This is a genomic window from Methylophilus glucosoxydans (assembly GCF_042676145.1).
GTDB classification, from domain to species: domain Bacteria; phylum Pseudomonadota; class Gammaproteobacteria; order Burkholderiales; family Methylophilaceae; genus Methylophilus; species Methylophilus glucosoxydans.
The window spans coordinates 126,736-153,329 of record NZ_JBHTJW010000002.1 but is presented as its reverse complement, the minus strand read 5'-3'; the positions used below and the strand labels follow the sequence as shown (position 1 = coordinate 153,329).

27 protein-coding genes are annotated in these 26,594 nt (G+C 48.5%); 20 read left to right on the top strand and 7 right to left on the bottom strand.

Features of this window, described 5'->3' with window-relative positions; genetic code table 11:
* Nucleotides 1–11: 11 nt before the first annotated feature.
* Nucleotides 12–926 carry a LysR family transcriptional regulator gene (locus tag ACFQ1T_RS03275; RefSeq protein ID WP_379073933.1) on the bottom strand — a complete coding sequence of 305 codons (915 nt, stop codon included), beginning with the start codon at nt 924–926 and terminating at the stop codon, nt 12–14.
* 133 nt (nt 927–1,059) lie between these two features.
* Between ACFQ1T_RS03275 and ACFQ1T_RS03270 the strand changes: the two genes are divergently transcribed.
* Both ACFQ1T_RS03270 and ACFQ1T_RS03265 read left to right on the top strand, forming a co-directional pair.
* Nucleotides 1,060–1,809: a glucose 1-dehydrogenase gene (locus ACFQ1T_RS03270; protein ID WP_379073931.1), complete on the top strand. Its 750-nt coding sequence runs from the start codon at nt 1,060–1,062 to the stop codon at nt 1,807–1,809.
* A 58-nt stretch (nt 1,810–1,867) separates the two neighbouring features.
* Entirely contained in the window at nt 1,868–2,602 is a 735-nt protein-coding gene (locus ACFQ1T_RS03265; protein ID WP_379073929.1) for an alpha/beta hydrolase fold domain-containing protein, read from the top strand.
* Between the two features lie 25 nt (nt 2,603–2,627).
* Here the strand turns inward: ACFQ1T_RS03265 and ACFQ1T_RS03260 are convergent, their stop codons facing one another.
* Nucleotides 2,628–2,999, bottom strand: a complete 372-nt coding sequence (locus tag ACFQ1T_RS03260; RefSeq protein WP_379073927.1) for a hypothetical protein — start codon at nt 2,997–2,999, stop codon at nt 2,628–2,630.
* Nucleotides 3,000–3,161: 162 nt separating this feature from the next.
* Here ACFQ1T_RS03260 and ACFQ1T_RS03255 point away from each other — a divergent pair, with 162 nt between their 5' ends.
* Nucleotides 3,162–4,934 (top strand): monovalent cation:proton antiporter-2 (CPA2) family protein, encoded by a 1,773-nt coding sequence (locus ACFQ1T_RS03255; RefSeq protein ID WP_379073925.1) that lies wholly within the window; start codon nt 3,162–3,164, stop codon nt 4,932–4,934.
* Nucleotides 4,935–5,028: 94 nt separating this feature from the next.
* Here the strand turns inward: ACFQ1T_RS03255 and gyrB are convergent, their stop codons facing one another.
* From gyrB to dnaA, 3 genes are all read right to left on the bottom strand, one after another.
* On the bottom strand, nt 5,029–7,434 hold the full coding sequence (gene gyrB, locus ACFQ1T_RS03250; protein WP_194749655.1) for a DNA topoisomerase (ATP-hydrolyzing) subunit B: 2,406 nt from the start codon (nt 7,432–7,434) through the stop codon (nt 5,029–5,031).
* An 82-nt stretch (nt 7,435–7,516) separates the two neighbouring features.
* The gene (dnaN, locus tag ACFQ1T_RS03245; RefSeq protein WP_194749656.1) at nt 7,517–8,620 is read right to left on the bottom strand and encodes a DNA polymerase III subunit beta; all 1,104 of its coding nucleotides are present in this window, start codon (nt 8,618–8,620) and stop codon (nt 7,517–7,519) included.
* Between the two features lie 248 nt (nt 8,621–8,868).
* Nucleotides 8,869–10,281: a chromosomal replication initiator protein DnaA gene (gene dnaA / locus ACFQ1T_RS03240; protein ID WP_379073922.1), complete on the bottom strand. Its 1,413-nt coding sequence runs from the start codon at nt 10,279–10,281 to the stop codon at nt 8,869–8,871.
* Nucleotides 10,282–10,608: 327 nt separating this feature from the next.
* Between dnaA and rpmH the strand changes: the two genes are divergently transcribed.
* From rpmH to mnmE, 5 genes are read left to right on the top strand one after another with little or no spacing between them, the layout of a single operon-like run.
* A complete protein-coding gene (rpmH, locus tag ACFQ1T_RS03235) occupies nt 10,609–10,743 on the top strand; it encodes a 50S ribosomal protein L34 (RefSeq protein WP_018987191.1) in 135 nt (44 codons plus the stop codon).
* Between the two features lie 31 nt (nt 10,744–10,774).
* Complete coding sequence (rnpA, locus tag ACFQ1T_RS03230; RefSeq protein WP_379073920.1) at nt 10,775–11,125, top strand: ribonuclease P protein component; 351 nt, start codon at nt 10,775–10,777, stop codon at nt 11,123–11,125.
* Nucleotides 11,109–11,348: a membrane protein insertion efficiency factor YidD gene (gene yidD, locus ACFQ1T_RS03225; RefSeq protein ID WP_379073918.1), complete on the top strand. Its 240-nt coding sequence runs from the start codon at nt 11,109–11,111 to the stop codon at nt 11,346–11,348. Before rnpA ends, yidD begins: the two co-directional genes overlap by 17 nt.
* A 17-nt stretch (nt 11,349–11,365) precedes the next feature.
* Entirely contained in the window at nt 11,366–12,967 is a 1,602-nt protein-coding gene (yidC, locus tag ACFQ1T_RS03220) for a membrane protein insertase YidC (protein ID WP_379073916.1), read from the top strand.
* Nucleotides 12,957–14,312 carry a tRNA uridine-5-carboxymethylaminomethyl(34) synthesis GTPase MnmE gene (gene mnmE, locus ACFQ1T_RS03215; RefSeq protein ID WP_379073914.1) on the top strand — a complete coding sequence of 452 codons (1,356 nt, stop codon included), beginning with the start codon at nt 12,957–12,959 and terminating at the stop codon, nt 14,310–14,312. The genes yidC and mnmE overlap by 11 nt, the downstream gene beginning before the upstream one ends.
* Before the next feature lie 9 nt (nt 14,313–14,321).
* Here mnmE and ACFQ1T_RS03210 read toward each other — a convergent pair whose 3' ends face one another.
* Nucleotides 14,322–14,906, bottom strand: a complete 585-nt coding sequence (locus tag ACFQ1T_RS03210; RefSeq protein ID WP_194749661.1) for a cytochrome b/b6 domain-containing protein — start codon at nt 14,904–14,906, stop codon at nt 14,322–14,324.
* Nucleotides 14,907–14,909: 3 nt separating this feature from the next.
* Entirely contained in the window at nt 14,910–15,344 is a 435-nt protein-coding gene (gene cycA, locus ACFQ1T_RS03205) for a cytochrome c'' (protein ID WP_194749662.1), read from the bottom strand.
* A gap of 210 nt (nt 15,345–15,554) precedes the next feature.
* Here cycA and mnmG point away from each other — a divergent pair, with 210 nt between their 5' ends.
* The 12 genes from mnmG to atpD all read left to right on the top strand — a co-directional run bounded on the left by mnmG (nt 15,555) and on the right by atpD (nt 26,571).
* Nucleotides 15,555–17,492 carry a tRNA uridine-5-carboxymethylaminomethyl(34) synthesis enzyme MnmG gene (gene mnmG, locus ACFQ1T_RS03200; RefSeq protein ID WP_379076844.1) on the top strand — a complete coding sequence of 646 codons (1,938 nt, stop codon included), beginning with the start codon at nt 15,555–15,557 and terminating at the stop codon, nt 17,490–17,492.
* The gene (rsmG, locus tag ACFQ1T_RS03195) at nt 17,492–18,115 is read left to right on the top strand and encodes a 16S rRNA (guanine(527)-N(7))-methyltransferase RsmG (protein ID WP_275357624.1); all 624 of its coding nucleotides are present in this window, start codon (nt 17,492–17,494) and stop codon (nt 18,113–18,115) included. Before mnmG ends, rsmG begins: the two co-directional genes overlap by 1 nt.
* On the top strand, nt 18,115–18,876 hold the full coding sequence (locus tag ACFQ1T_RS03190; RefSeq protein ID WP_228518953.1) for a ParA family protein: 762 nt from the start codon (nt 18,115–18,117) through the stop codon (nt 18,874–18,876). Before rsmG ends, ACFQ1T_RS03190 begins: the two co-directional genes overlap by 1 nt.
* Before the next feature lie 48 nt (nt 18,877–18,924).
* On the top strand, nt 18,925–19,785 hold the full coding sequence (locus ACFQ1T_RS03185; protein WP_194749664.1) for a ParB/RepB/Spo0J family partition protein: 861 nt from the start codon (nt 18,925–18,927) through the stop codon (nt 19,783–19,785).
* 148 nt (nt 19,786–19,933) lie between these two features.
* Nucleotides 19,934–20,326: an ATP synthase subunit I gene (locus tag ACFQ1T_RS03180; protein WP_194749665.1), complete on the top strand. Its 393-nt coding sequence runs from the start codon at nt 19,934–19,936 to the stop codon at nt 20,324–20,326.
* Nucleotides 20,327–20,355: 29 nt separating this feature from the next.
* Nucleotides 20,356–21,192: a F0F1 ATP synthase subunit A gene (gene atpB / locus ACFQ1T_RS03175; protein ID WP_124552423.1), complete on the top strand. Its 837-nt coding sequence runs from the start codon at nt 20,356–20,358 to the stop codon at nt 21,190–21,192.
* A 47-nt stretch (nt 21,193–21,239) separates the two neighbouring features.
* Nucleotides 21,240–21,506, top strand: a complete 267-nt coding sequence (atpE, locus tag ACFQ1T_RS03170; RefSeq protein ID WP_018987204.1) for a F0F1 ATP synthase subunit C — start codon at nt 21,240–21,242, stop codon at nt 21,504–21,506.
* A gap of 79 nt (nt 21,507–21,585) precedes the next feature.
* On the top strand, nt 21,586–22,056 hold the full coding sequence (locus ACFQ1T_RS03165; RefSeq protein WP_194749667.1) for a F0F1 ATP synthase subunit B: 471 nt from the start codon (nt 21,586–21,588) through the stop codon (nt 22,054–22,056).
* Between the two features lie 17 nt (nt 22,057–22,073).
* Complete coding sequence (locus ACFQ1T_RS03160; protein ID WP_194749668.1) at nt 22,074–22,610, top strand: F0F1 ATP synthase subunit delta; 537 nt, start codon at nt 22,074–22,076, stop codon at nt 22,608–22,610.
* A gap of 16 nt (nt 22,611–22,626) precedes the next feature.
* Nucleotides 22,627–24,168, top strand: coding sequence for a F0F1 ATP synthase subunit alpha (atpA, locus tag ACFQ1T_RS03155; RefSeq protein WP_194749669.1), 1,542 nt, complete (start codon nt 22,627–22,629; stop codon nt 24,166–24,168).
* A gap of 29 nt (nt 24,169–24,197) precedes the next feature.
* Nucleotides 24,198–25,067, top strand: coding sequence for a F0F1 ATP synthase subunit gamma (atpG, locus tag ACFQ1T_RS03150; protein ID WP_275357504.1), 870 nt, complete (start codon nt 24,198–24,200; stop codon nt 25,065–25,067).
* Nucleotides 25,068–25,134: 67 nt separating this feature from the next.
* Nucleotides 25,135–26,571, top strand: coding sequence for a F0F1 ATP synthase subunit beta (atpD, locus tag ACFQ1T_RS03145; protein ID WP_194749671.1), 1,437 nt, complete (start codon nt 25,135–25,137; stop codon nt 26,569–26,571).
* Nucleotides 26,572–26,594 lie beyond the last annotated feature (23 nt).

Here is a 26,594-nt window from a genome sequence, read left to right as displayed (position 1 = left end):
GGCGATTTCAGTTAACTGGTTTTTTGCAGTAAACGACACCCTTCAAACAACTCTGCCACCCACTCGATAAATGCCCGCACTTTGGATGAGAGGTGACGATTTTGTGGATAGAGTGCGTTAATCGGCAAACTCCCGGCCGGAAAATCGGCCAAGACCTTTTCTAATTTACCCTCAGTTAAATACCCTTGCACCATGAATGCGGGCAGCTGACTGATGCCTAGCCCTGCCAGCGCAGCGGCGACGATAGCATCACCATTGTTGATGGCGAGTTTACGCATGGCGGGGATTTCTTGCTCGGTGCCTGCATGCGTGAGCATAAAGGGGCGGATTTTGCCGGTTTTGGAGGAAAAAAAGTGTACGCCCTGGTGGTGTTGCAACGCCTCAGGGTACATAGGCCTGCCATAAGTGTTGAGGTATTGCGGGGCGGCGACCAGTAAAAACTGCATGGTGCCTACGCGCCTGGCAACCAGGCTGGCGTCTTGCGGATTGCCGACGCGGATCACGCAATCGACGCCCTCCTCCAGTAAATCAATTGGCCTGTCGTCACAGCCGATCTCAAGCTGGATCTCGGGATAGCGTTTAAAAAACTCGGCCAGGGCAGGAATAATCACTAACCGCCCCAAAGGCGTGGGCACGTCTACGCGCAAGCGCCCTTTTGCGCTGGCGGTGGACTGCGTGAGTGCGGCTTCGGTTTCTTCGAGCTCGTTTAAAAGCCGAATGGCGCGCTCGTAATAGGCAGCGCCATCCGTAGTCACGCTGATGCGTCTGGTAGTCCGGTGCAACAGTTTGACGCGCAAGCGTTTTTCCAGCGCCAGCACCTGGGCCGAGACCGTGGTTTTGGGCAGGTTGAGCGACATGGCGGCTTTGGTGAAGCTCTCTAGCTCGACCACCCTAGTAAAGGCCAGCATGGTGTCAAAACGGTCCATATCCATCCTTGTTTGACTTGATTGTGCAATAAATTAGCACAGTGATTGCATTTTTAGGTGATTTATCTGGGGTTTTTATTTATTTATAGTGGTCACCAGTTTTAAACCACTTTATTAATTGAGGAGTATCAAGATGAGCAAGAAACTGGAAGGAAAAGTCGCTGTAGTCACTGGGGCCTCTAAAGGCATAGGGGCAGAAATTGCCAAACGCTTTGCCCGCGAGGGTGCAGCGGTGGTGGTGAATTATTTATCGAGCAAGGCTGGGGCTGACAAAGTAGTGGCCGAGATTACACAAGCGGGTGGCAAGGCGGTAGCGGTGGGCGGCAATGTGAGTGAGGTGGCTGATGCACACGCGCTGGTAGACGCAGCGATCACTCACTTTGGTAAGCTGGATATTTTGGTCAATAACTCCGGGGTGTATGAATTTGCCACCCTAGAAGAAATCACGCCTGACCATTTTCACAAGCAATTCAACATTAATGTGCTGGGCCTGTTGCTCACCTCGCAAGCCGCGGTCAAACACTTGCCTGAGGGCGGCAGCATTATCAATATTGGTTCGGTAGTGAGCCGTTTAACCCCCCCTGCGAGTGCCGTGTATACCGGTACCAAAGGCGCAGTGGATGCCATCACCGGCGTGCTGGCCAGAGAGTTGGGCCCACGCAAGATTCGCGTCAACGCCTTGAACCCTGGCCTGGTGGAAACAGAAGGCACGCATACCGCCGGGGTGATCGGTTCAGAAATGGAGTCCGCCTATGTGGCACAGACGCCACTGGGGCGCAGTGGGCAACCGAATGATATTGCCTCTGTCGCAGTGTTTCTGGCCTCTGAGGATGCTTATTGGCTGACAGGTGAGCAATTGCTGGTGGGGGGCGGTTTGCGCTAGTGGATGCCCAAATGCAGGCACGCAGTGCCTGCCTTATCGTTTGCATCAACCCTACACCATGATGTGGACTACTGCCTTTGAATATGCCGCCACTGGCAAAAGTATCAGACTGCAGGTGTTTGGCCGCCACCACTGCCATAAGCGAGGGCCAGCACTGCTGTATTTTCATGATGGCCTGTTTAATCAGGGCCAGATTGAGAGCGCGCATGCACTGGCTGAAGCCCTCTCAGATGGCTGTGTCGTGGTATGTGTAGATTATCCGCTGGCGCCGGGTGTGCAGTTTCCACACAGTATAGAAGTCGCCTACCAGGCCTTGCAGTGGCTCAGTGAACATGCAAAAGTATTAGGGGCAGATGCGAAGCTGCTATTTGTAGGTGGCGAGCGCGCTGGCGGCAATCTGGCTGCCGTCACCGCCCTGCTTTACAGAGACCGCGGGCTGCGTGCACCTGCGCAACTGCAAGGGCAAGTCTTGATTAACCCCATGCTGGATGCCTTGCAAACCTCGCCGTCGCTCGCTAGCCTGACCGAGAGTCCCTGCCGGGCGGCATGGGCTGACTATGCGCCCTGCCCCAGTTTGGCCTGGCATCCTTATGTTTCGCCTGTCCAGTCATGCCGACTGGCGGGGCTGGTTAATGCGCTCATCATTAGCGAACAAGGCCATCCGCTTGTGGATGAAGCAGCCGCCTATGCGAAAAAATTATTATTGGCGGGCGGGCAAGTACAACACTGGTGTGTAAGCGAGAAAGGTTGGACGCAACATGCGCCGCTGATCCGGCAGTGGATGACTCTCTAAAACGCAAAGGCCGTCTTAAACGGCGTTATGCGTAGGAGAGCTCATCCCAAGCCGAGGGGTCGTTAGCCGTGAGCGGTTCATCAAAGCTGTTTTGATGAAAGCGCTGCATTTTGTCTTGAACAGACAGGGTGAGCTCAAACTTGCTGACACCAGGCAGGCGGCGGAAAGGGCCGGAGGGGTCAAACGAGCGGTAATGCAGGCTGATGAAAATCTCGGGGGAGACTTCCAGGTCAAAGCGCTGGGCGTAGGCAAAATCACTGGAGACATCGGTTTGGTTAAAGCCAAACGCGAGGGCATCGCGGCTGACGTTAAACCACTCTTTTTCATGGCAGGCTAAGTCAATCGAAAAACTTAATACATCAAAAATCTGATCAGCAAATTCTTTAGGCGTCTGCATAGCGGTTAATTCTTTAAAATGGCGTTTATGAATGGCTGATAGACACTTTAAACAAGCGCTTGTCAGTAATATATTGGTAGCAATCTGATAGTTATGTCAGATTTATCTGGCAAAGCATTTTTAGCAGCCGTTATTTCAATCTTTATTTCTCTTAAGGGCATCATGCATTCCACTTCTGACTTTCTGGTGCAAGCGGCTATTTACCTGTCTTTCGCCATTATTCTGGTGCCATTGTTCAAGCGGCTCGGCCTGGGTTCGGTGCTGGGTTATTTGATCGCCGGGATTTTGCTGGGCCCTTATGCCTTGAAGTTGATTGCCGACCCCGAGCAAGTGCTGCACTTTGCCGAGTTTGGCGTGGTATTGATGTTGTTTTTAATTGGTCTGGAGCTGGAATCGCAAAAAGTATGGGAGTTGCGCAAGCTGTTGTTTGGCCTGGGAGGCTTGCAGGTAACACTGACCATCACCGTGGTTGGCAGCATCGCCTACTTAATGCACTTTTCATGGCAGGAGGCGCTGATTATCGGCATGGGCGTGGCGATGTCATCGACCGCCATTGGACTGACAGCACTGATTGAGAAAAAGCAGTTACACACGCCGGGCGGACAAGCGGCCTTTGCCACCCTGCTGTTTCAGGATTTATCAGTGATCCCGCTGTTTATGGTCCTGGCCTTGATTGCCCCGCATCACGCCAGCACCGGGTTTGATGTGATGGCGGTAGGCAAGGCCATTGCCGTGATTGTTGCCATTATTTTTGCCAGCCGCACGCTGTTGCCCCCGGTCATGCGCGTGATTGCCCAAACCGGCTTGCGCGAAATGTTCGTCGCTTTTTCATTGTTACTGGTGATCGGGGTCTCTCTGGCCATGCAATCGGTCGGCTTGTCGATGGCCCTCGGTACCTTTCTGGCGGGCGTGTTGCTCGCAGGCTCTGAGTACCGCTATGAACTCAGGCTGGATATTGAACCAGTCAAGGGTCTGCTGTTAGGGCTGTTTTTCATTTCGGTCGGCATGACCGTAGATATCTCACTGGTCACACAACAGCCTGGATTGATTTTTGGCTTTGCCCTGCTCATTGTGGCGATCAAAATGGTCTTATTGATGGGCCTGGGCCAGGTTTTCAAGTACTCGTTACGCGACAAACTGTTATTGGGCCTGTCTATTTCGCAAATTGGCGAGTTTGCGTTTGTGATTTTTGGCTTGGCGTTAAGCCAGGAATCCTTGTCTCGCGGCAGCTATAACACCCTCAATGCCATCGTCGCCGTGTCTATGCTCATCACCCCGCTGCTGCTGTTATTGTATGACCGCTTTTTAACCCTGCAATGCGGAGAACGTCCACGCGATGCCATCCCTGAAAATAATAACGTCATCATTGCCGGGTTTGGCCGCTTTGGCCAGATTGTTGGCCGTGTACTGTTAGCCAAAGGCATCAGCGCCACCCTGATTGATAACGACCCCAACCAGGTTGATTTAACCCGCCAGTTTGGCTGGCGATGCTACTACGGTGATGCGTCACGATTGGATGTGCTTGAGGAAGCAGGCATAGGCTCGGCAAAATTGCTAGTCATTGCTTTGAATGACACCCATGCCACACTAGAAATGGCCCGCTTGGTCAAGGAGCGCTGGCCACAAGTCGATATTGTGGTCAGAGCCAGAAGCCGGACCGATGCGTTTGATTTGCGCGAGCTGGATTTGCAACCCATCCGCGAGACGTTTTACTCCTCACTCGAAGCCGCCAGACAAGCCTTATTGGTCATTGGTGAAACAGCCACAGCGGCGAATCACATCATTCAGCAATTTGAAAAGCATGATGTGGAACAACTGGAAACCACGCTCAAAATCCGCCATGACAGAAAAGCCTTGTCGACCGTCATGGCGCAAGGGCGTGAGGATCTTAAAGCCCTGCTTGAATCAGAAAGCAGTCTGATAGATAAAACCTAAGCTTAAAACTGGCGGCTTTACTGCAGCGTTTCATAAATTTATGACAAATAAAAAAGGCTCCCTCAGGAGCCTTTTTAGTGAAACACTGATGCGCTTAAATATCCAGTGAACTGACGCTTAAGGCATTGCTTTCGATAAAAGCGCGGCGCGGTTCCACGTTATCACCCATCAAGGTAGTGAAGATTTCATCGGCACCGATGGCATCTTCAATCTGTACTTTGAGCAAGCGACGTACGGTCGGATCCATGGTTGTTTCCCACAGTTGTTCAGGGTTCATTTCGCCCAGCCCTTTGTACCGCTGAATATTAAGGTTATGTTTGGCTTCGCCTAGCAACCAATCCAGCGCCTGTTTAAAGGTGCTGACTTTTTGCTCTTTTTCACCGCGCTTGATCATGGCGCCTTCACCAAGCAGGTTATTCACCATTTGTGAAGTGCGGTTGATCTGGCGGTAATCGCCGCTGCCTACAAACTCGGCATCAATGACGCAACTTTGCAGGTTACCATGCACGTATTTGTTCACTTCCAGACGATAGGCGCTGGTCTCTGTATCTTGTGACACAATCACTTCTGAGCCGACTGCACCGAGGATAGGACGCAGTTTTTCTGCCACATTGTTAGCGGCGGCCTCTGTGCTCAGGTCAACCTCGCCCACATCCTGAATGGCGCGCAAAACGCTTTCGTCATACAGATTAGCAATGCGGCGGATTACGGCTTCGGTCAGCACCATTTGTTTGGCGATGCTAGTCAAGGCTTCATCTTTCAGAATCTCGCCACCCTCTTTGGTCACTAGTATGGCATCGCGCAAGGCTGAATTAAGCAGGTATTCATCGAGCTCATGCTCATCTTTGAGGTAACGCTCGTCACGGCCTTGTTTGACTTTGTATAGCGGTGGCTGTGCGATGTAGATATGGCCATTTTCAACCAACTCTGGCATCTGGCGATAGAAGAATGTCAGTAACAAGGTACGGATGTGCGCACCATCAACGTCCGCATCGGTCATGATGATGATGCGGTGATAGCGCAATTTTTCCAGGTTAAAGTCATCTTTACCAATGCCGGTGCCCATGGCCGTAATCAGTGTGGCAATTTCGGCAGAGCCCAGCAGCTTGTCAAAACGTGCTTTTTCCACGTTTAAAATCTTACCCTTGAGTGGCAAAATGGCTTGGAATTTACGGTCACGGCCTTGTTTGGCAGAACCACCCGCAGAGTCCCCCTCGACCAGATAGAGTTCGCAGAGCGCCGGATTTTTTTCCTGGCAATCTGCCAGTTTGCCTGGCAGGCCCATGGTGTCCATCACGCCTTTACGGCGGGTAATTTCGCGGGCTTTACGGGCTGCTTCACGTGCGCGCGCAGCTTCGACAATCTTGCCACATACGATTTTGGCATCAATCGGGTTTTCTTCTAGAAACTCAGCCAGTTTAGCGGACACAATTTCGGAGACCACTGGTTGCACTTCACTGGATACCAGTTTGTCTTTGGTTTGGGATGAAAACTTGGGATCTGGCACTTTGACCGAAAGGACACAAGTAATGCCTTCACGCATATCGTCACCGGTGGTTTCGACCTTGGCTTTTTTAGCAAACTCGTTTTGCTCGATATACTGGTTTAGCGTCCGTGTCATGGCGGTGCGCAAACCGGTCAAATGGGTGCCACCATCACGTTGCGGAATATTGTTGGTGAAACATTGCACGGTTTCTGAGTAGCTGTCATTCCACTGCATGGCTACTTCTATCGTGATGTTGTCTTTTTCACCAATGGCATAAAACACTTTAGGGTGCAAAACCGTTTTGCTGCGGTTCATGTACTCCACAAACCCTTTTACACCACCACTGAAGGCAAAGTTTTCTGACTTGCCGGTACGTTGATCAATTAATTCAATCTTGACGCCGTTGTTCAAGAAGGACAATTCGCGAATACGCTTGGCGAGGATTTCAAAGTGATATTCAACCAGCACAAACGTGTCTACAGAAGCCAGAAAATGTACTTCTGTCCCGGTTTTATCTGTGGTTCCAGTCACGGCCAATGGCGCTTGCGGTACGCCACGATGGAACTCCATCTGATGTACCTTACCTTTACGGTAAATCTTAAGTTTTAACCAGTCTGACAGCGCATTAACGACAGACACACCGACACCGTGCAGACCGCCAGAGACCTTGTAAGAGTTCTGGTCAAACTTGCCGCCGGCATGCAACTCGGTCATCACGATTTCAGCCGCTGAGCGTTTGGGCTCATGTTTATCGTCATCTTTGACATCGGTCGGAATGCCGCGACCGTTATCAGAAATACTGATGGAATTATCCGGGTGGATAATCACTTTAATATCGTCACAATGCCCGGCTAGTGCTTCGTCAATGGCGTTATCCAGCACTTCGAATACCATGTGGTGCAAACCAGAACCGTCTGACGTGTCACCGATGTACATGCCAGGACGCTTACGTACAGCGTCCAAACCTTCCAAAATCTTGATACTGTCTGAGTTATATTCTTGTGGCTGTGCCATAACAAAAGTTTCTTTAATTGAGAGTTAAAAGACCATCACCCTAACATTGGCCGTGTTTCACGTGAAACACGGGCTACCCGCATTATATGCGCATTGGCATCACAACATATTTATAGTTGGCATCGCTGCTTGCGGTGATCAGGCAACTGCTGTTGGCGTCTGCGAACGCAAATTGAATTTGTTCATCACTCAGATTGTTAAGCACATCAATCAGGTAAGTGACATTAAAGCCAATATCCAGTGCGGCATTGCTGTAGTCGATATCAAGTTCTTCTTCTGCTTCTTCTTGCTCGGTGTTGGTGCTAATCAGTTTGAGCTGATTATTGGTGATGACCATGCGGATACTGCGATATTTTTCATTCGACAGAATAGACGCACGTTGCAAGGCGCTCAGGATTTGTGTGCGATTGACCAGAAAAGTATTTTGATGACCATTGGGAATGACACGGTTGTAATCCGGAAACTTGCCATCAATCACTTTACTGATCAGTTGGATATCACCAAATTCAAAGCTGACTTGTCCGTTCAAGACTTCAATCACGACAGGCGAATCTGACTGCTCATCCAGTAACTTCGTCAATTCCAGCACTGTTTTACGCGGCAAGATCACTTCTGTTTTTTCAAAGCTTTGCGCCAGGGTGGTATTGGTATAGCTTAAACGGTGTCCATCTGTACCCACCACGTGCAACTGGTTGCCGTTTACTTCCAGCAACAGGCCATTCAAGTAATAGCGGATATCTTGTTGCGCCATGGCGAATTCGACTTGTTTAAGCAAGCGTTTGAACTCTGATTGCGCCAGACTGAAACTGATGTTTTGGCCACTGGCTTTGCTCATCAAAGGATAATCTGCTGCAGGCAGTGTTTGCAGGTTAAAACGGCTCTTGCCTGCTTTCAGTGTAATGCGATTATCCTGATTATTCATTTCTATCGTGGTGCTGTCAGGCAATGAACGGCAGATATCCAGCAGTTTTTTTGCTGAAATCGTTGTACTCAATTCGCCTTCAATGCCGCCATGTACTTTCAGAGAAATCTGCATTTCGAGGTCGGTGGCGGTCAAATGCATTTCATCCTGTTTGATATTAACCAACAGGTTAGAAAGGATAGGTAATGTATGCCGACGCTCTACGATGCCAGTCACACTATTGAGTGGTTTAAGCAAAACCTCACGGTTAATTTTGATTTGCATGGCCTGACCTAATTAATAACTTTATTTCAATATATAAAAGATAAGAATAATAGTAATGTTACGTTTTTTTGTGGGTAAGTCTAAAAATATAAATAATTCAATGACTTATCCGAATATTGCCTTGTGCATAAATTGCGGTTTAAACCTGCATCGTTTGTGGCTGATATTGTAAACTGATTTTATTCAGTCTATACGCAATATTTAAGCACACGTCATTCTCAACTTATCCACAGCATGACTTGCTTGTTTTAATCCCTGATCACTTGTGTGAGTAAACCAATATCACGTGCCAGCGTCTGGTCATTCAAGCGTAATTGTTCAATTTCTTCGCAGGCATGCATCACTGTTGTGTGGTGACGTCCGCCAAAAGCTTCCCCAATTTCTGGAAAGCTATGATTGGTAAGCTCACGCGCCAAAGACATGGCCACCTGGCGCGGTCTGGCGACATTGCGTGAGCGTTTTTTGCTAAACATATCGCTGACTTTGATTTTGTAATAGTCAGCCACTGTCTTTTGAATGTTTTCGATGGTGATCTGGCGGCCGCGCACGGCAATCAGGTCTCGTAGTGCGTCTTTGGCCAAATGCACATCAATGGCATGACCGGTAAAGTTAGCCATGGCAATAATACGATTCAAGGCGCCTTCAAGTTCTCGCACGCTAGAGCGTATCTGTTTGGCAACAAAAAAGGCCACATCTTCATGCAGATCTATATTCAGGTTTTCAGCCTTTTTGCGCAGAATGGCTACCCGCATTTCCAGCTCTGGTGGCTCCACCGCGACGGTAAGCCCCCAGCTGAAGCGAGTACGTAGCCGTTCATCCATGTCTGCGATTTCTTTAGGATAGGTATCGCAAGTGATGACTATTTGTTTTTTTTCTTCAATCAGCGTGTTAAATGCGTAGAAGAACTCTTCCTGGGTGCGTGTTTTTTTGGCGAAAAACTGAATATCATCAATTAGCAATAGATCCAGCGAATGATAAAGTTGTTTGAATTCATCAAACGCCTTGTTTTCATAAGCCTTTACCACATCGGAGACATAACGTTCTGCGTGTAGGTAACGGATATTCGCTTCTGGCTTAATTTTCTTTAATTCGTTGCCGATGGCTTGCAGCAAATGTGTTTTGCCCAAGCCGACGCCGCCATAAATAAACAGTGGGTTATATGCCTGACCAGGATTGCCTGCCACCTGTATTGCCGCTGCGCGTGCCAGCTGGTTTGCACGGCCAGTGACATAGTTATCAAACAAGAAACTGTCATTCAGCCCACTACTCTTCTCGTTTTTAACCGGTTTTGCGCTTGCTCTTTGAATGGGGGGCCGATTTGGTTTGGTGACGGTTTTTGTCGGTGCTGTTGCAATGGCGGTTTCAACCGGATTTTCGCTCACACTGGCTGCCTTGTTAACCACGGGTGCTGCCGGTGCCAAGGATTCACTACTGTCAACAATCAGTTCAAGAATGGCTGTTGGAGAGAGTTCGGTCGCGATCGTCTCTATGCGTGAAAAAAACTTGCTTTTGACCCATTGCATGACAAATTTGTTGGGCGCAACAATTTGCACGGATTCCCCATTGATGCGTGCTTTCAGGGGTTTGATCCAGGTGTTGTATTGTTGTGCTGACAGCTCTTGCTCGAACTTTAACAAACAATAGGCCCAAAAATTTTCCATTGCTCCAGTGCTTTTTTAAAAGTAATTGCAACACATTGATCGCGAAGACGGATCAGCGTGTTGAATATTTATTCGTTATAATTGCCAGGAAAGAGTGGCAGAAGAAGTGGTCTTGTCTTGGTTGTTGTCATGACCATCTGTAGAGTATTCTAAACGTTTTAACGTGAGTTATCCACAGCCCGCCATCATAAAAATTTAAAAAAAATCATTGACATAAACTCTGAATTTGATGTTTAATTAAGGGTTTTCGAAATCGGCAAATATTGAGCGTAATAATCAAGCTTGCCGGATTAGAGTTTAATTGCCATTTTTGGCTGGAGTTTAATAATGAAACGTACCTATCAACCATCTAAAACCCGTCGTGCACGTACCCATGGCTTTCTGGTACGTATGAAAACCAAAGGTGGCCGCGCAGTGATTGCTGCTCGTCGCGCTAAAGGTCGTAAACGTTTGGGTTTGTAATCCCTGACGATGCATTGCGGATACTCAATGCATGACATTGTATAAGCTAAAAAAAACGGATGAATTTTCATCCGTTTTTAGTTTCAGGAAGCGGTTTTACGGTGAATGGTTATTTGCCAATATCAAACCAAATGAGCTTTCACATCACCGCTACGGTTTGGTTGTTTCAAAAAAAGTGTCCAAACTGGCGGTCAGACGCAATTACATGAAACGGGTGTTGCGAGAAGTCCTGCGTGCTCACCCACCAATGGCGCCTGTTTGTTTTGATGTGGTAGTGCAAGTGCGTAAGCCGTTCAAACAAGGTGAATTTGCTCAAGTGCGTCAAGATGTAGAGACTTTGCTACGCCGTTTAAGCAAATCCGTGCATGTGCATGCTTCCTGATGAATCCTTGCCGATGAAGACGTTGTTGATATTCTTGATCAAGTGTTACCAATGGGGACTCAGTCCCTGGTTGGGAAGACAATGTCGTTTTCACCCTACCTGTTCACACTATGCCATTGAGGCCTTGCAACGCTATGGTGCGTGGCGTGGGAGTGTGTTAGCCTTACGCCGCATTGGTCGTTGTCATCCCTGGCATCCAGGTGGTGTAGACCCCCTACCCTGACTTTTAAACGAAATCTTATGGATACTCGCCGTCTAATTCTGTTCGTGATTTTTTCTTTTTCCATCATGTTGCTGTGGGATGCCTGGCAACAAGACCATTCACCACAACCAACTGCCGAGCAAGTGGCACAAGCGCTGCCTGTAACTGCTGATAAACCGCAGGTAGATGGCTTTCATTTAAACAAAGGTACACGTATCGCCGTCACAACCGATCGTTATGCGGCGGTGATTGACACTGCCGGCGGTGATTTACGTCAATTATCCTTGTTAGAACATAAAGCAGATAATGGCGCTGGCCCTTATGAGTTGATGAGTGATAGCAGTAAAGACAAATTATATGTTGCGCAAACCGGCCTCAAGGGTGAAGGCTTGCCTACGCATTATGAAAACTTTACCGCTGAGGCTAGCAGCTACCAAATGCAAGCGGATCAACAAACGTTGGATATCCGTTTAACTGCCCCGGAGAAGAATGGAATTGCAGTAGACAAGATTTACCGCTTTCATCGTGGTGAATATGTCATTGATGTGTTGTATGAAATTAAGAATAACAGCGAAAAAGCCATTTCGCCTTCGGTGTATTACCAAATCATTCACGATAATGAATCCAATCAGGGTTCTAAAATGATGCCAACCTTTACTGGCGGCGCTTATTTCACCGAAGCAGACAAATACAACAAGGTGAAATTTGATGAAATGGCCAAAAAGGATGTTTCTATCAATGCTAAAGATGGTTGGATTGGCTTGGTTCAACATTACTTTGTCAGCGCCTGGATTCCGCAATCAAAAGCTGAACGCAAGTTTTACACGACAAAACTCAGTGAGCATGACTTCTCGATTGGTACCATTTCGCCTGTAGGCGAAATTGCACCAGGGACAAGTAAAACAGTAGACGCGAAACTATTCAGCGGACCGCAAGTTCAACAAGCCTTGGAAGCGACGGCGCCTGGTTTGGAATATGTGGTCGATTATGGCATTTTGACCGTGATTGCTAAACCTTTAATGTGGTTGTTGAGTCATATCCACGATCTGGTGAAAAACTGGGGTGTGTCGATTATTGTGCTGACCATCCTCATCAAAGCAGCTTTCTTTAAGCTGTCAGCTTCTGGCTACCGCAATATGGCGCATTTGCGCGAAATTGCCCCACGTATGCAAGCACTTAAAGACAAGTTTGGCGACGACAAGCAAAAGCTGCAGCAAGCCATGATGGAAATGTATCGCACCGAAAAAATTAACCCGATGGGTGGTTGCTTGCCCATATTGGTACAAATCCCGGTGTTTATTTCCTTGTATTGGGTCTTGTTGGGCTCTGTAGAATTACGGCATGCCCCATTTTTTGGCTGGATACAGGATCTTTCCGCCACCGATCCCTATTTTGTGTTGCCCATATTGATGGGTGCCACCATGATTATCCAAACCTTCTTGAATCCACCACCTACTGATCCGATTCAAGCCAAAGTGATGAAGATTATGCCTGTGTTGTTCAGCGTATTCTTCTTCTTCTTTCCTGCTGGCTTGGTGTTGTACTGGCTGGTCAACAATATCCTGTCTATCTGGCAACAATGGGCGATTAATCGCATGATCCACGCCGAAGCGCTGGCGAAAAAAGGACATGGCAAATAATCTTCCGATTGCCAACGATACCATTGCCGCGATTGCAACCGCCCCCGGTGCAGGCGGCATTGGCGTCGTCCGGGTCTCCGGCCCGTTAGCAGCCAGTATTGCTGCTCAAATTCTCGGGCACTGCCCTCCCCCGCGTCACGCAGCGTATCTTTCTTTTCTACAAGCCGACGGTGTATTGATAGATCGTGGCATTGCGATTTATTTCCCCAATCCTCATTCGTATACAGGTGAAGATGTGCTTGAGCTACAGGCACATGGCGGGACTGCGTTGATGCAAATCTTGCTTGCGCGTTGCATCGAATGCGGTGCACGCCACGCCGTGGCCGGCGAGTTTACACAACGCGCATATTTGAATGACAAACTGGATCTCGCCCAAGCTGAAGCAGTGGCTGATCTGATCAATGCCTCGACTGAGGAAGCAGCCCGCAGTGCAGTTAGATCGTTGTCTGGTGAGTTTTCTAATGCCGTACAGGACTTATTGCATCAATTGATTGATTTGCGCATGTATGTCGAGGCTTGCCTGGACTTTCCTGAGGAAGAGATTGATTTCATCACGCAAGGGCGAGTGTTGGAAAAGCTTCAACAAAATCAGGGCACCTTGCAAAGAATTTTCCACCAGGCAAAACAGGGTGCTTTGCTGCGCGAAGGCATGAACGTGGTGTTGATTGGACAGCCTAATGTTGGCAAGTCCAGTTTATTAAATGCGTTATCTGGTGAAGAGGTGGCGATTGTGACACCGATAGCAGGTACGACACGTGACACCATCAAAAACGTCATTCAAATCCAGGGTGTGCCTCTGCATATCATTGATACTGCAGGTTTGCGTGAGACCGAAGATACCGTGGAGCAATTTGGCATAGCCCGGACTTGGAAAGCGATTGCAAGTGCGCATGTGGCCTTGTTGCTAGTGGATAGTCAGCATGGCATTGGTGTATTTGAAAAGTCCATTCTTGAAAAGTTACCGAGTCAGGTCAAAAAAGTTTGGGTGCATAACAAGATAGATGTTTCACGTGAAACATCGCGCACTGATATTATTGATCATGAGCAGCACGTGTTTTTATCAGCCAAGACAGGTCTAGGTATTCCTTTGTTGCAAAAAACTTTGCTGGAGATGATTGGTTATCAACCTGGCGGAGAAGGTGTGTTTATGGCAAGGGCTAGACACTTGCAGGCGTTGCAAGCCGTATCAGAGCACTTAAGTTATGCGGTGAGCCAAATGAATGCTGCGGAGCTCATTGCAGAAGAGTTGCGTTGCGCACAAGAGGCGTTGGGTAGTATCACTGGCGAGTTTACGCCGGATGATTTGCTTGGGGAAATATTCAGTCGTTTTTGTATAGGTAAATAAAAACCCGCATCAGCGGGTTTTTTTTCGGGGGAACGGTGTGTTTTTTTGGTCAAACCGTTCTTCAATACTGCATACGCGTTTACACCCTGTAATCATCGCCCAGATCAGGTTATCACGATTGATGATGCTTTCAAAAATCACACCGAAGACATGGACCACCACCACACCCAGCCATGTCCAAGTCACATAGTGATGTAAGGTTTTGGCCATTTCATCATCAATAAAGTCCCAGCCATTGTTATAAACAATGCAGCCGGAACCTACCGTCAGGATGCCTAGGCCCAGCATCGCATAAATTGCTATCGCACCTGTAGGGTTGTGGCCGATATAGTGCTTGGCTGTTCCATGGATAAGCTTGTAGAGATGCTTCAGCGCCCACACCGGGTTCAGCGGGAAGCTATGAAAGTTGGCATAACCTGTGGAAATAATGCCCCAGATAATGCGCGCCACGATCAGAGTGCCGGCCACATAACCCGCATAAGCATGATGTAGCCGATCCCACATCGAGTCGTGCGTATAAAAGGCATAAGCAAACGCCGCGACCAGTGACCAATGGAAGATCCGTATAAACGGATCCCATACGTAACGTAGCATTGATTATTTGCTAGGTTTTGTTTCGGTTAACAGATAAGCGATAAAGTTTGCCTTTTCTGAAGGTGAGCAGTCTGCACCCAAAATATCATTGCAGTGCTTGGTGAACTCTTCTTCTACTTTATCAATATCGGTAAAGCGCTTGGTATTCACGCGTGGTGCCAGTGGAGGGATTTCTTTGCCAGTGACGATGTTCTTGCCAACGTTTGCAGGGTTGTTAGTGTGGCAAGAGGCACATGCCGCTTCTTTACCACTAGGTGTTTTGAATTTGCGGTTAAAGAAAATTTTACCATCAGTAATGGAGGGGGCTTCGTACATGGAGTTTGCAGAGTGTGCAATGTTGGTATATTTGTATACCAGTTTTTCTGCATTGGTGACATCAGCCAATGCGTGCGCAGAAAAAAGAACCCCGAATACGGCAATGATTGTTTTGATTTTCATGGTAATAGCTCCTTGGTTGTTTTAGGAAAAATTCTATTCTTGTTATGTTAAGCAAATATGGCCTGCTTGTTATTGATTTGTATTAAACCGTAAATACATTGTATTAAATCATAGTTTAGGTGTAACAATGCAGTGATTTAAATGACCATTTAGTAAGTTTAAGCTAAAATCATAAATCTTTTTAAATCAAACAGTTCAAGATTCTTTATGATGGACTTTCCTGATCGATTCGATGTCATTGTGGTGGGTGGTGGACATGCCGGCACCGAGGCTGCGCTGGCGGCTGCCCGTATGGGTCAAAAAACCCTCTTGTTGAGCCACAACATTGAAACTCTGGGGCAAATGTCCTGTAACCCTTCTATTGGTGGCATAGGCAAGGGTCACCTGGTCAAAGAGGTTGATGCCCTCGGTGGCGCCATGGCGGCCGCCACTGATGAGGGAGGTATCCAGTTTCGTATCTTGAATTCTAGTAAAGGCCCGGCTGTGCGTGCCACGCGTGCGCAAGCCGATCGCATTTTGTACAAGGCGGCCATTCGACGCCGTCTGGAGAACCAGCAAAATTTGTGGCTGTTTCAGCAGGCTGTAGACGATATCATTCTTGAGAATCATCGCGCTGCGGGAGTGGTAACGCAGATTGGTTTGCGTTTCTATGCAAAGTCGGTGGTGCTCACTGCAGGGACATTTTTGGGTGGCTTGGTGCATGTGGGTTTGCAAAGTTATAGCGCCGGGCGCGCCGGAGACCCGCCCGCAATCTCCCTGGCGGCTAGGCTAAGAGAAATTGGTCTCCCGGCTGGCCGGCTAAAAACTGGAACACCACCACGTATTGATGGTAGAACCATTGATTACAGTGTGATGACTGAGCAGCCTGGTGATACACCAGTGCCGGTGTTCTCCTTTTTGGGTAATATAGCCCAGCATCCGCAACAGTTACCTTGCTGGATTACGCATACCAATCAGCAGACGCATGACATTATCCGCAGTGGATTGGATCGTTCGCCGATGTACACGGGTGTGATTGAAGGTGTGGGCCCGCGTTATTGCCCCTCTGTTGAAGACAAAATTCATCGCTTTGCCGACAAAGAGTCTCATCAGGTATTTCTTGAGCCTGAGGGGTTGACCACCCATGAGATCTATCCGAACGGCATTTCCACCAGTTTGCCATTTGACATTCAGTTATCGTTGGTGCGTTCGATTCGCGGGCTGGAGCAGGCGCATATCTTGCGCCCCGGATACGCCATTGAATACGACTATTACGATCCAAGAGGATTAAAATCGACTCTCGAAACCAAGGCTGTGCAAGGCTTGTTTTTTGCCGGACAGATCAATGGGACAACCGGCTACGAAGAGGCGGCAGCACAAGGGTTGTTAGCGGGCGCAAATGCCGCACTTTATGCGCAGGATAAAGACGGTTGGTGCCCCTCCCGTGAACAAGCCTATTTGGGTGTGTTGGTGGATGATTTGATTACAACGGGGGTGAATGAGCCATACCGGATGTTTACTAGTCGTGCAGAGTACCGTTTGCAGTTGCGGGAAGATAATGCAGATATGCGCTTGACCGAAGTCGGTCGTCAACTGGGGTTGGTTGATGATGTGCGCTGGGCGGCCTTCTGTAAAAAACAGGAAGCGATCACGCGTGAGCAAGCAAGATTGAAGCGCACGTTTTTACAGCCTGACCAAGGTCAACCCCTGGGCAATAGCCAAAATAAAATTGTTTCACGTGAAACACAAACGTTGATTTTTGGTAAAGCTTTGGAGCATGAGTATTCGTTATTTGAATTATTACGGCGTCCAGAGGTGAGTTATCAATCATTGCTGGAGATTGTTCCCTCCTCTGAAGTGTTGGCCGAAGATGTGATGGAGCAAGTAGAAATTGCTGCCAAGTATCAAGGCTATATTGATCGCCAAAATGAGGAAATTTCACGCCAAAAAAATAGTGAGCACGTCAAGTTGGGCGATACTATCGATTATAATGATGTGCATGGCTTGAGTATTGAAGCGCGGCAAAAACTGCTGGCACAGAAACCGGAAACAATTGGCCAAGCCAGTCGCATCCAGGGGATTACCCCTGCCACAATTTCTTTGTTGATGGTTTATCTCAAGCGTAAACAGAAAAAGCAGAGCCAGTCTGGCGATATTGCAGCAGCATGATGGACTTGGCTTCAAAGTTAGCGGCCGGTGTCGAGGTGCTCGGTTTGCAGGCGATGGTTACGCCTGAAATGCAGGAGAAGTGTCTCGCTTATATGGCGCTGATGCAAAAGTGGAACAAGGTCTATAACCTGACTGCGGTCCGTGATTCAGAAGAGATGCTGGTGCTACATGTGCTGGATAGTTTGAGCGTTCTGCCTTTTGTAGAGGCCGGTAATGTGCTGGACGTAGGCAGTGGTGGAGGCTTGCCGGGGTTGATAATCGCAATTACGCGTCCCGAGGTCGAAGTCACCACGATTGATACTGTACAAAAAAAAGCTATCTTTATGCGGCAGGTCAAGGCTGAGCTGGGATTGTCCAACGCGCAAGTGGTGCATGGCCGGGTTGAAGCGTATGCGCCCCCTACTCGCTTTTCACAAGTGATCTCGAGAGCCTTTTCCGATATTGCTTTGTTTAAGCAGTTGACTGCACATTTAATTGCGCCACAGGGGCGATGGTTAGCCATGAAGGGAGTGGTGCCAAGCGATGAGTTGGCGCAGGCAAAGGTCATCCCCAAAGAAGTGATCCGTCTTCATGTGCCCTACTTGCAGGCCGAAAGACATTTAATCGTGTTTGAGAATACATAATGAAAATAATTGCCATCACCAACCAAAAAGGGGGCGTCGGTAAAACCACCACTTGCGTCAATCTGGCTGCCAGTTTGGCCGAGCACGGAAAAAAAGTCTTGTTAGTCGATCTGGATCCACAGGGTAATGCCAGTACTGGCAGTGGCATTGATAAATCACATTTAAAAGACAGTATTTATCAGGTGCTGATTGGTAACAAGACACTGCAGGAGGTGGTGATTCATGCTGAAGCTGCTAAGTATGATGTGGCGGCTTCTAATCGCGACCTTGCTGGGGCTGAGGTGGAATTGGTCAATGAAATGGCACGTGAAACGCGGTTGAAAAATGCAATTCTCAAGTTGGGTGACGATCGCTACGATTTTGTCTTGCTGGACTGTCCGCCTTCATTAAATCTGGTGACCGTTAACGCATTAACTGCAGCACACTCAGTCATGATCCCGATGCAATGTGAGTATTATGCCTTGGAAGGCTTGTCTGATCTGGTCAATACTGTCAAGAAAGTGCGCGCTCACTTAAATCCTGTTCTGGAGATAGAGGGTTTGCTGCGTACCATGTTTGATAACCGCAATATGCTGGCACAGCAAGTGTCAGCCCAGCTGGTCAATCACTTTGGCAAAAAGGTGTATCAAACCATTATTCCGCGCAATGTCAGACTGGCTGAGGCGCCTAGTTACGGCATGCCTGTTTTGCTGTATGACCGTTCTTCCAAGGGTGCGCAGGCTTATCTTGAATTGGCGCAAGAAATCATTCAAAAAAATTAATTATTCATCCATTTCATTTCAGACATAAATTTATAAGGAAGTAGCAGCATGGTGAAGCCCAAGGGACTCGGTCGCGGACTCGACGCATTGTTATCAGGGGATGCGGAAACAATTGCCCAGTCAGACATGTTGCGCACATTGCCTGTAGGGCAGTTGCAGCCAGGCAAATATCAGCCGCGTTCCTATATGAACGAGGAAGCCCTGCAAACATTGGCTGACTCGATCGCGGCACAAGGCATTATGCAGCCGATTCTGGTACGTGAAATTGCCCCGGAAAAATTTGAGATTATCGCCGGTGAACGTCGCTGGCGTGCTTCGCAAAAGGCGGGCCTGACCGAAGTGCCCGTGCTAGTGCGGGAAATTGCCGACGAAGCGGCGCTGGCGATGGCGCTGATTGAAAACATTCAGCGTGAAAACCTGAATCCACTCGAAGAAGCCATGGGCATTAAGCGCCTGATTGACGAATTTGAGATGACGCACGAAAAAGCGGCACAAGCCGTGGGTCGCTCGAGAGTGGCGGTGTCCAACTTGTTGCGCCTGCTGACACTGACCCCTATGGTGCAGGATATGTTGCTGGATAACCAGATTGACATGGGCCATGCGCGTGCGTTGGTGGGGATAGAGCCGGCCCAGCAAATCTTGTTGGCAAACAAGGTGGTTCAGGATGGCTTATCTGTGCGTGAAGTGGAGCGCATGATTCAATCGGAGCCGGCGAGTGGCAAAAAAGCCAAGCCTGCCGTGCATCCAGATGTGGCGACTTTGCAAAACCAACTCAGTGAGCAGTTGGGGGCTGAGGTCAGTATTAGCAGTAAGGCGAACGGCGCGGGTGTCTTGAAACTGAGTTTTGCAAATCTGGATCAGCTTGATGATTGGATAGCGAAACTGACCGACAATCACCTAAAATCGTAAGCAAAATGACGTAGCCAACCTGCAGGCCTCGATTTTTCCAGCTCATTCAGGCAGTTATGGCTAGTTTGGTGCTTGACTTCGTCGGGTGAATAATTCAAAATCTCGCGTCTTTGTAGTATTTTGTCTTGAATTTTTGCGGGCTAACCCCATGAGTGGTCTCGAAACCCAAGCGGCTGGCATGTCGCTTTACCGTAACATGCTGCGCTGGCAACTCATGGCGACAGCGGCAGTGACCATAGCAGCATTTGCATTGGCAGGGATCAATGCAGCATTATCAGCCTTGATGGGCGGCATTTCCGTTGTGATCGGTGCCTGGTTTGCTGCAAGAATTGCAGCCAAAGGTCAGCTGAAAACAGATCCCACGGCGGTATTACTCAATTTACTCAAGGCAGAAGCAGTAAAAATATTAATCATCGCGATTATCCTGTTTGTGGTTTTCAAGCTGTTTCATGCATTGGTGCCTTTTGCATTGATTGCAGGCTTGGCAGCCGCTGCGCTTTTTTCTGGCGCTGCGCTCGCAAAATCACAAGCAAATGTGTAGACCAGTTAACTTAAAAATAGTTTGAACATATGACAACCGAACACGCACAACACGCAGAACTGACTCCTTCTGAATATATCGCGCACCACCTGAGCTTTAATGCACAAGGTGTGAATGGCAATGCCACCTCTGAAGGCTTTTGGGTATTGCACTATGACACCCTGCTGACTTCAGTCGTGCTGGGTTTGCTGGTAATGGGGCTGATCTGGTGGGTGGCACGCGGAGCGACCGCTGGCGTACCGACTAAGCGTCAGGCGTTTGTTGAGTTGTTATTCGGTTTTGTCGATGACCAGGTTAAAAACATTTTCCACGGTAACCGTCATTCCTTTATTGCGCCGGCTGCACTGACCGTGTTTGTTTGGGTGCTGGTCATGAACGCGATGGACTTCCTGCCGGTAGACCACGTAGCAAATGTGGCATCAGCAATTGGTGGCGAGCATACCAAATGGCGTATCGTCCCGACTTCTGACATTAACACCACGTTTGCTTTGGCATTGGCGGTGTGGTTCCTGATGATTTTCTTCTCTATCAAAGCCAAAGGCCTGGGTGGCTGGATTCACGAATTGTTCTGTGCGCCATTTGGTAGCAATCCTTTGGTATGGCCTGCCAACTTCTTGTTTAACCTGATTGAATACGTTTCAAAACCACTTTCTCACTCATTGCGTCTGTTCGGTAACATGTACGCTGGTGAAATCATCTTCTTGCTGTTGGGTATGTGGGCTGCCACTGGCCTGACTGGTACTGTTGCCGGTGCTGTACTGGGTGCTGGATGGTCTATCTTCCACATCCTGATTGTGGCCTTGCAAGCGTTTATTTTCATGATGTTGACTGTGGTCTACCTGGCCATGGCGCATGAATCACACTAGTTTTAACTTTGTAGTTGTTTTTAATTCTTTATAAGAGAGGGTATTAAATGGAAGCATTAGCATTGATTCAAGCCTACACAGGCGTTGGTATTGGTTTGATCATTGGTTTGGGTGCCGCTGGCGCTTGTATCGGTATTGGTATCATGTGTGCAAGTTTCCTGGAAGGCGCTGCTCGTCAACCAGAAATGATCCCTGCCCTGCAAGGTAAAGTATTCCTGCTGTTGGGTTTGATCGACGCTTCTTTCATTATCGGTGTTGGTCTGGCAATGATGTTTGCATTCGCAAACCCATTGTTGAGCGTTGTTGCCAAGTAATTTTTACTCGGTAATCACCGCCCGGTAGGGTTTAAGTAGTGACTTAAACCTTTCAACCAATCAGTATGATGGATCCAACATGAATATTAATTTCACACTCATCGCGCAAGCTATCGCATTTGCAGTGTTGATCTGGTTCACAGTGAAATTCGTTTGGCCGCCGCTGTTAAAAGCGATCGAAACACGCCAAAAGGAAATCGCAGATGGTTTGGCTGCTGCCCAAGAGGGCAAGAGCGCCCTGGAAGTGGCTGCCAAAAAATCTGAAGCAACATTGAACGAGGCCAAACAAAAAGCAAGTGAGATTATTGGGCAAGCCGAAAAACGCGCCGCTCAAATCATTGATGAAGCCAAAGCAAACGCCAAGGCTGAAGGTGATCGCATTATTGCCGGTGCCAAAGCTGAAATCGATCAGGAAGTGAACCGTGCCAAAGAGGGTCTGCGTGCACAGGTTTCAACACTGGCCGTGGCTGGTGCAGAAAAAATCCTGCGCAAAGAGATTGATGCCAAAGCACATAGCGAAATGTTGTCTAAACTCGCTGCGGAACTATAAGGTTAAAGGGATAAAACATGGCTGAACTCTCAACCATTGCAAGGCCTTATGCTGTCGCTGCCTACAAGTTGGGCAAAGAGAAAAATGCATTGGCAACATGGTCTGATATGTTGGCATTGGCAGCCGGAGTGGCTTCTAATGACCAAATGAAAACCCTGATTGATAACCCCAAACTGAATGCGGCAGATGTTGAAGGCGCATTCCTCAAAGTCTGTGGCGACAATCTTAACGAGCATGGTCAAAATTTGATCAAGACTTTGGTTGAATATGGCCGTTTATCCTTATTGCCTGCCATTGCTGAAGCCTTTGAGGCTTTAAAAGCGCAAGATGAAGGCACCTTGGACGCACAAATCATTGCCGCTGCCAAAATCACGGCAACGCAAACCAAAGATTTGGTCAAGCGTCTGGAAGCCAAGTTCGGCAAGAAAATTGAAGCAAGCGTTTCCGTTGATCCGGAAATCATCGGCGGCATCAAAATTATTGTTGGCGACACCGTTATCGACGCGTCTGTCCAAGGTCAGTTACAAAATTTAGCCTATACGCTCACAGCATAAGGCATAGGAGAATTAAATGCAGTTATCTACATCAGAGATTAGCGAGCTTATTAAGAGCCGTTTGGAAAACTTCTCTACCGCCGCAGAAGCACGTACCCAGGGTACTGTGATTTCTGTGACAGACGGCATTGTGCGCATTCACGGCCTGTCTAACGTCATGGCTGGTGAGATGATCGAGTTTCCAGGCAACACATTCGGTCTGGCATTAAACCTGGAGCGTGACTCCGTGGGTGCCGTGGTGCTGGGTGAGTATGAACACATCACTGAAGGCGACGTCTGTAAATGTACAGGCCGTATTCTGGAAGTGCCAGTGGGCCCCGAGCTGATTGGCCGTGTGGTGAACGCGTTGGGTCAGCCGATTGATGGCAAGGGTCCAGTCAACACCAAGCTGACAGACAAAATTGAAAAAATCGCCCCAGGCGTGATTGCACGTAAATCCGTGTCACAGCCTGTACAAACTGGTTTGAAGTCTATTGACTCCATGGTGCCAGTGGGTCGTGGTCAGCGTGAATTGATCATTGGTGACCGTCAGACAGGTAAAACAGCGGTTGCTGTCGATGCGATCATTAACCAAAAAGGTCAGAACATGACCTGTATCTACGTTGCGATTGGTCAGAAAGCTTCTACCATTGCTAACGTGGTACGCAAACTTGAAGAGCACGGCGCGATGGCCTATACCATCGTGGTGGCGGCAACTGCTTCTGACTCGGCTGCCCTGCAATTCCTGGCACCCTATGCCGGTTGTACCATGGGTGAATACTTCCGTGACCGTGGTGAAGATGCATTGATTGTCTACGATGACTTGTCCAAACAAGCCGTGGCTTACCGTCAGATTTCCCTGTTGCTGCGTCGTCCACCAGGCCGTGAAGCTTACCCAGGTGACGTGTTCTACATCCACTCCCGTCTGCTGGAGCGTGCTGCGCGCGTCAATGAAGAATATGTTGAAAAATTCACCAACGGTGAAGTTAAAGGCAAAACAGGTTCATTGACTGCCTTGCCAGTGATTGAAACACAAGCTGGTGACGTGTCTGCATTCGTTCCAACCAACGTGATTTCGATTACAGATGGTCAGATCTTCCTGGAAAGTGACCTGTTTAACGCTGGTGTCCGTCCTGCGATCAACGCCGGTATTTCCGTGTCTCGCGTGGGTGGTGCAGCGCAAACTAAAGTGATCAAAAAACTGGGCGGTGGTGTCCGTCTGGCTTTGGCGCAGTATCGTGAATTGGCTGCGTTTGCACAGTTTGCTTCCGACTTGGACGAAGCGACCCGCAAACAGCTGGACCGCGGTCGTATGTTTACTGAGTTGATGAAGCAAGCTCAATACGCACCTTTGAGTGTGGCGAATATGGGTATCAGCCTGTTTGCTGCTAACAAAGGTTACTTTGATGATGTGCCAACCAACAAAGTCTTGGCCTTTGAAAACGCATTGCACGGTTTCCTGAGCTCCAAGTACAAAAATATCGTTGATACGATCGAATCCAGCAAGGATTTGAGCGGTGATAACGAAAAAGCACTGGAAGCAGCAATTCAGGACTTCAAAGCGACCAACGCTTATTAATCTCTGACACTTCGACTTAGGAAACGCATATGGCAGGAAGTAAAGAGATTAGAACCAAGATCAAGAGTGTAGAAAATACACGCAAGATCACCAAGGCGATGGAGATGGTGGCCGCCTCTAAAATGCGCAAGGCGCAGGATAGAATGCGTGCCTCCCGCCCTTATGCGGAAAAAATCCGCAATGTGGCGGCTCACCTTTCCTTTGCACAATCAGAATATCGTCATCCGTTTTTGATTAAACGTGACGTGGTGAAAAACGTGGGTCTGATTGTCGTCAGCTCGGACAAAGGGTTGTGCGGTGGCTTGAATACCAACGTACTGCGCATGTCGGTGAACCAGATGAAAACCTGGGAAAGCGAAGGCAAAGGTATTAGCGTCAGCGCCATTGGTAACAAAGGCTATGGCTTCATGAACCGGGTGGGCGCACAAGTGAAATCCCATATCACCGGTTTGGGCGATACTCCGCATCTGGAAAAACTCATCGGCACCATCAAGGTGATGCTCGATGCGTACATTGCCGGTGAAATTGATCAGCTTTACATCTGCTATACCAAATTCATCAATACCATGAAGCAAGTGCCAACCATGCAACAATTGTTGCCTTTGACTGGCGAGCAACTGGGCAGTCCTAATGGTCATTGGGATTACATCTATGAGCCAGAAGCAAAACCGGTCGTAGATGAATTGATGATGCGTTACATTGAGTCATTGATTTATAACGCAGTGGCTGAAAACATGGCGTCTGAGCAATCTGCCCGTATGGTAGCGATGAAATCAGCCTCGGATAACGCTAAGAGCGTGATTGGTGAACTGAAACTGGTCTACAACAAGGCGCGTCAGGCTGCCATTACCAAAGAGATTTCTGAAATCGTCGGCGGTGCAGCTGCGGTTTCGTCCTAAGGGTGCGTTTTAGGGCAGCAAGTTTAAGAATTCAATTAGATCTGACTCATACAGTTAGGAAAAGAAAATGGCAAAGGCAAATCAAGCAGTAACAGGTAAAGTAGTGCAGTGTATCGGCGCTGTGGTTGACGTGGAGTTTCCACGCGATCAAATGCCTAAAGTATTCGATGCATTGATTATTGATGACAAAGATTCCAAAGCTGAGACTGGCTTGACTTTGGAAGTGCAACAACAATTGGGCGACGGCATTGTCCGTACCATCGCCATGGGTTCCTCCGATGGTTTGGCACGTGGCACTGCGTTCAAAAACACAGGTGCAGCGATCTCTGTGCCAGTCGGTGAAGGCACATTGGGCCGTATCATGGACGTATTGGGCCGTCCAATTGACGAAGTCGGTCCTATCGACTCACAAGAGTTCCGTTCTATCCACCAGAAAGCGCCAGCGTTTGAAGAGCTGTCTCCTTCTGTTGACCTGCTCGAAACAGGCATCAAGGTGATTGACCTGGTGTGCCCGTTTGCTAAAGGCGGTAAAGTGGGTCTGTTCGGTGGTGCGGGTGTAGGTAAAACCGTGAACATGCTGGAACTGATTAACAACATTGCTAAACAGCACTCCGGTTTGTCCGTATTTGCCGGTGTAGGTGAGCGTACCCGTGAAGGTAACGACTTCTACCACGAGATGGCAGAAGCTGGCGTGATCAAGCTGGACAACATGAAAGAGTCCAAAGTGGCGATGGTGTTCGGTCAGATGAACGAGCCTCCTGGTAACCGTTTGCGCGTCGCGTTGTCCGGGTTGACCATGGCTGAAAAATTCCGTGACGAAGGCCGTGACGTGTTGTTCTTCGTAGATAACATTTACCGTTACACACTGGCCGGTACAGAAGTATCTGCGTTGCTGGGCCGTATGCCATCTGCCGTAGGTTACCAACCTACCCTGGCTGATGAAATGGGCCGTCTGCAAGAGCGTATTACTTCAACCAAAGTCGGTTCTATTACATCTATCCAGGCCGTTTACGTACCTGCGGATGACTTGACTGACCCATCCCCAGCAACCACATTCCAGCATTTGGACTCCACCGTGGTTCTGTCTCGTGACATTGCTTCATTGGGTATTTACCCAGCGGTTGACCCACTGGATTCAACTTCACGTCAGCTGGATCCACAAATTGTGGGTGAAGAGCACTACTCTGTTGCACGTGCGGTGCAGTCTACACTGCAACGTTATAAAGAGCTGCGCGACATTATTGCGATTCTGGGCATGGACGAGCTGTCACCTGAAGATAAACTGGTGGTTGGCCGTGCACGTAAGATCCAACGTTTCTTGTCACAGCCTTTCCACGTGGCAGAAGTGTTTACCGGTGCGCCTGGTAAATATGTACCACTGAAAGAAACCATTAAAGGCTTTAAAGCGATTGTAAATGGTGAGTATGACCACTTGCCAGAACAAGCCTTCTACATGGTAGGTGGCATTGAAGAGGCTGTTGAAAAGGCTAAAACACTGAACTAATAGATATGACTACAGGCAGATGG

What these genes read in the sequence shown, in the direction of transcription:
- ACFQ1T_RS03275 (WP_379073933.1), bottom strand. Translation starts at nt 926, where the DNA reads ATGGACCGTTTTGACACCATGCTGGCCTTTACTAGGGTGGTCGAGCTA.
- ACFQ1T_RS03270 (WP_379073931.1), top strand. Translation starts at nt 1,060, where the DNA reads ATGAGCAAGAAACTGGAAGGAAAAGTCGCTGTAGTCACTGGGGCCTCT.
- ACFQ1T_RS03265 (WP_379073929.1), top strand. Translation starts at nt 1,868, where the DNA reads ATGATGTGGACTACTGCCTTTGAATATGCCGCCACTGGCAAAAGTATC.
- ACFQ1T_RS03260 (WP_379073927.1), bottom strand. Translation starts at nt 2,999, where the DNA reads ATGCAGACGCCTAAAGAATTTGCTGATCAGATTTTTGATGTATTAAGT.
- ACFQ1T_RS03255 (WP_379073925.1), top strand. Translation starts at nt 3,162, where the DNA reads ATGCATTCCACTTCTGACTTTCTGGTGCAAGCGGCTATTTACCTGTCT.
- gyrB (WP_194749655.1), bottom strand. Translation starts at nt 7,434, where the DNA reads ATGGCACAGCCACAAGAATATAACTCAGACAGTATCAAGATTTTGGAA.
- dnaN (WP_194749656.1), bottom strand. Translation starts at nt 8,620, where the DNA reads ATGCAAATCAAAATTAACCGTGAGGTTTTGCTTAAACCACTCAATAGT.
- dnaA (WP_379073922.1), bottom strand. Translation starts at nt 10,281, where the DNA reads ATGGAAAATTTTTGGGCCTATTGTTTGTTAAAGTTCGAGCAAGAGCTG.
- rpmH (WP_018987191.1), top strand. Translation starts at nt 10,609, where the DNA reads ATGAAACGTACCTATCAACCATCTAAAACCCGTCGTGCACGTACCCAT.
- rnpA (WP_379073920.1), top strand. Translation starts at nt 10,775, where the DNA reads ATGACATTGTATAAGCTAAAAAAAACGGATGAATTTTCATCCGTTTTT.
- yidD (WP_379073918.1), top strand. Translation starts at nt 11,109, where the DNA reads ATGTGCATGCTTCCTGATGAATCCTTGCCGATGAAGACGTTGTTGATA.
- yidC (WP_379073916.1), top strand. Translation starts at nt 11,366, where the DNA reads ATGGATACTCGCCGTCTAATTCTGTTCGTGATTTTTTCTTTTTCCATC.
- mnmE (WP_379073914.1), top strand. Translation starts at nt 12,957, where the DNA reads ATGGCAAATAATCTTCCGATTGCCAACGATACCATTGCCGCGATTGCA.
- ACFQ1T_RS03210 (WP_194749661.1), bottom strand. Translation starts at nt 14,906, where the DNA reads ATGCTACGTTACGTATGGGATCCGTTTATACGGATCTTCCATTGGTCA.
- cycA (WP_194749662.1), bottom strand. Translation starts at nt 15,344, where the DNA reads ATGAAAATCAAAACAATCATTGCCGTATTCGGGGTTCTTTTTTCTGCG.
- mnmG (WP_379076844.1), top strand. Translation starts at nt 15,555, where the DNA reads ATGGACTTTCCTGATCGATTCGATGTCATTGTGGTGGGTGGTGGACAT.
- rsmG (WP_275357624.1), top strand. Translation starts at nt 17,492, where the DNA reads ATGGACTTGGCTTCAAAGTTAGCGGCCGGTGTCGAGGTGCTCGGTTTG.
- ACFQ1T_RS03190 (WP_228518953.1), top strand. Translation starts at nt 18,115, where the DNA reads ATGAAAATAATTGCCATCACCAACCAAAAAGGGGGCGTCGGTAAAACC.
- ACFQ1T_RS03185 (WP_194749664.1), top strand. Translation starts at nt 18,925, where the DNA reads ATGGTGAAGCCCAAGGGACTCGGTCGCGGACTCGACGCATTGTTATCA.
- ACFQ1T_RS03180 (WP_194749665.1), top strand. Translation starts at nt 19,934, where the DNA reads ATGAGTGGTCTCGAAACCCAAGCGGCTGGCATGTCGCTTTACCGTAAC.
- atpB (WP_124552423.1), top strand. Translation starts at nt 20,356, where the DNA reads ATGACAACCGAACACGCACAACACGCAGAACTGACTCCTTCTGAATAT.
- atpE (WP_018987204.1), top strand. Translation starts at nt 21,240, where the DNA reads ATGGAAGCATTAGCATTGATTCAAGCCTACACAGGCGTTGGTATTGGT.
- ACFQ1T_RS03165 (WP_194749667.1), top strand. Translation starts at nt 21,586, where the DNA reads ATGAATATTAATTTCACACTCATCGCGCAAGCTATCGCATTTGCAGTG.
- ACFQ1T_RS03160 (WP_194749668.1), top strand. Translation starts at nt 22,074, where the DNA reads ATGGCTGAACTCTCAACCATTGCAAGGCCTTATGCTGTCGCTGCCTAC.
- atpA (WP_194749669.1), top strand. Translation starts at nt 22,627, where the DNA reads ATGCAGTTATCTACATCAGAGATTAGCGAGCTTATTAAGAGCCGTTTG.
- atpG (WP_275357504.1), top strand. Translation starts at nt 24,198, where the DNA reads ATGGCAGGAAGTAAAGAGATTAGAACCAAGATCAAGAGTGTAGAAAAT.
- atpD (WP_194749671.1), top strand. Translation starts at nt 25,135, where the DNA reads ATGGCAAAGGCAAATCAAGCAGTAACAGGTAAAGTAGTGCAGTGTATC.